Origin of the sequence: Streptomyces sp. NPDC046805, from assembly GCF_040645355.1 — a bacterium.
Classification (GTDB): domain Bacteria; phylum Actinomycetota; class Actinomycetes; order Streptomycetales; family Streptomycetaceae; genus Streptomyces.
On sequence record NZ_JBEYYC010000078.1, the window covers coordinates 3,706 to 5,120 of the forward strand.

At 56.3% G+C, this 1,415-nt stretch carries 1 rRNA gene (running past one end of the window); it reads left to right on the forward strand.

From position 1 onward, the window contains the following. Positions 1 to 1,394, forward strand: a 23S ribosomal RNA gene (locus ABZ910_RS36150); it begins 1,766 nt to the left of the window's first position. The last annotated feature ends 21 nt before the right edge of the window (positions 1,395 to 1,415 follow it).

Genomic DNA, 1,415 nt, shown 5'->3' on the forward strand with positions numbered 1-1,415 from the left:
GGCTGAGACCTGATGCCGAGCCGATTGTGGTGAAGTGGATGATCCTATGCTGTCGAGAAAAGCCTCTAGCGAGTTTCATGGCGGCCCGTACCCTAAACCGACTCAGGTGGTCAGGTAGAGAATACCGAGGCGTTCGGGTGAACTATGGTTAAGGAACTCGGCAAAATGCCCCCGTAACTTCGGGAGAAGGGGGGCCACGCCTGGTGAGAGCACGTGCTGCTCGAGCTGGGGGTGGCCGCAGAGACCAGCGAGAAGCGACTGTTTACTAAAAACACAGGTCCGTGCGAAGCCGTAAGGCGATGTATACGGACTGACGCCTGCCCGGTGCTGGAACGTTAAGGGGACCGGTTAGTCTGGATTCGTCCGGGCGAAGCTGAGAACTTAAGCGCCAGTAAACGGCGGTGGTAACTATAACCATCCTAAGGTAGCGAAATTCCTTGTCGGGTAAGTTCCGACCTGCACGAATGGCGTAACGACTTCTCGACTGTCTCAACCATAGGCCCGGTGAAATTGCACTACGAGTAAAGATGCTCGTTTCGCGCAGCAGGACGGAAAGACCCCGGGACCTTTACTACAGTTTGATATTGGTGTTCGGTTCGGCTTGTGTAGGATAGCTGGGAGACTTTGAACTCTGGACGCCAGTTCAGGGGGAGTCGTCGTTGAAATACCAGTCTGGTCGTGCTGGATGTCTAACCTGGGTCCGTGATCCGGATCAGGGACAGTGTCTGATGGGTAGTTTAACTGGGGCGGTTGCCTCCTAAAGAGTAACGGAGGCGCCCAAAGGTTCCCTCAGCCTGGTTGGCAATCAGGTGTTGAGTGTAAGTGCACAAGGGAGCTTGACTGTGAGACCGACGGGTCGAGCAGGGACGAAAGTCGGGACTAGTGATCCGGCGGTGGCTTGTGGAAGCGCCGTCGCTCAACGGATAAAAGGTACCCCGGGGATAACAGGCTGATCTTCCCCAAGAGTCCATATCGACGGGATGGTTTGGCACCTCGATGTCGGCTCGTCGCATCCTGGGGCTGGAGTCGGTCCCAAGGGTTGGGCTGTTCGCCCATTAAAGCGGTACGCGAGCTGGGTTTAGAACGTCGTGAGACAGTTCGGTCCCTATCCGCTGTGCGCGTAGGAATATTGAGAAGGGCTGTCCCTAGTACGAGAGGACCGGGACGGACGAACCTCTGGTGTGCCAGTTGTTCTGCCAAGGGCATGGCTGGTTGGCTACGTTCGGGAGGGATAACCGCTGAAAGCATCTAAGCGGGAAGCCTGCTTCGAGATGAGTATTCCCACCTCCTTGAGAGGGTAAGGCTCCCAGTAGACGACTGGGTTGATAGGCCAGATATGGAAGCCCGGTAACGGGTGGAGTTGACTGGTACTAATAGGCCGAGGGCTTGTCCTCAGTTGCTCGCGTCCACTGTGT